The sequence below is a fragment of the Pseudomonas asuensis genome (genome assembly GCF_014646755.1).
Classification (GTDB): Bacteria; Pseudomonadota; Gammaproteobacteria; order Pseudomonadales; family Pseudomonadaceae; genus Chryseomonas; species Chryseomonas asuensis.
Genome location: NZ_BMNW01000065.1, coordinates 1 through 1,251, shown reverse-complemented (window position 1 = coordinate 1,251; position 1,251 = coordinate 1). Strand labels below are relative to the sequence as shown.

The window sequence follows — 1,251 nt, the reverse complement described above, 5'->3', positions numbered from 1 at the left end:
GCATCGTACGGTTAAAGGTCAAACGTCACGTTTACACACCCGCTCAGGTAGGTAAACGCTATGGCTATACCCAGGCCCATCATCGTGAACAGGTGACACCCTATGCTTGCTGCCAAGCTTGCCCCGATCCGTCGTGTACATAGGCCTCCGGGGGCTAGATACGCTGGCGTCATCTATATTGACTCGGCTTAAATCTAGGCTATCCGCGTCACGCAACTCTTCTAGCAGGACACAGTGCAAGCGGTGCCAGAGACCACAGGCCTGCCACTGCTACAGACCCTTCCAGCAGACTTACCTAGCAGCCGTTGACCTTTCAACGGCCGGAGTTTGAAGAGCTGGTACGCCAGGCACGTTCAGACCGCTTGCCAGGGTTAGTTGACCCTCAGCGGGGCCCACCAATGGCCTGATCCTGTGCTTATCGGTACGGCTCAACGACCGGATGAGGCTATTTCGGCTGCCTTGCTTTGGAGCGCTCTAGAGGCACCCCGGTATGATGCCTTGGGACCATTGTTCTGGTCAGCATAGATGTCATTACGCAGGAAGTGCTTGGCATCGTAGTAGGTTTCAGGGGCAGCCCATGCTGCGTCCGAGAAGGTTAGGTTCTGTACGAAAAGTACTGCCGTAGGCATCGCAGCGTGCAAGCCAGCGTGACCATGGCGGCAAAACTTCTTGCCAGCTTGTCGTAGCGAGTAGCGATCCTACGATTCTTCTTCAGCCAGCCGAACATCTGCTCAATGATGTTCCGTTGCCGGTATTTTGGGCGGTCGAACAGTCGAGGCAGTCCCGGTTTGGGCTTGCGTTTCATGGTTCGTAGCGGAATCACAGGCTGCATCCGGTAACGGTCGCAATACTGGCGCAAGTGCTGGGCATCATAGCCCTTGTCTGCCAGCAACCAGCTGCAGCGCGTACGAGGCCGGCCTGCCCTGCCGGGGATGCGAACTTGATCCAGAAGTGCTTGAGCATTTGAGATGTCGCTGACCTGACCCGGCGAAAGCACAAAGCGCAGAGGTACCCCGTTGGCATCACAGAGCATATGTATCTTAGTGGTCAGACCGCCTCGACTGCGGCCTAATGCATGATCTGGCGGTTCTTCTGGCCCCCCTTTTTCCCGGCGCCAGAAGAGGCTCGGGTTGCTCGCACCGCTGTTAATGCATGCCAGATGCGCTGCACGCTGGCAGGCGAGATGCCTGTGGCTTTGCTCATCTGGCGAGTACTCCAGTGACTGGCGTCACCGGGTTTGGTCTGGAGGGC

At 57.2% G+C, this 1,251-nt stretch carries 1 pseudogene; it reads right to left on the bottom strand.

Features of this window, described 5'->3' with window-relative positions:
• Positions 1-595: 595 nt before the first annotated feature.
• A pseudogene (locus IEX86_RS24655) lies at positions 596-1,146 on the bottom strand (IS5 family transposase); the annotation flags it as partial.
• Between the last annotated feature and the right edge of the window lie 105 nt (positions 1,147-1,251).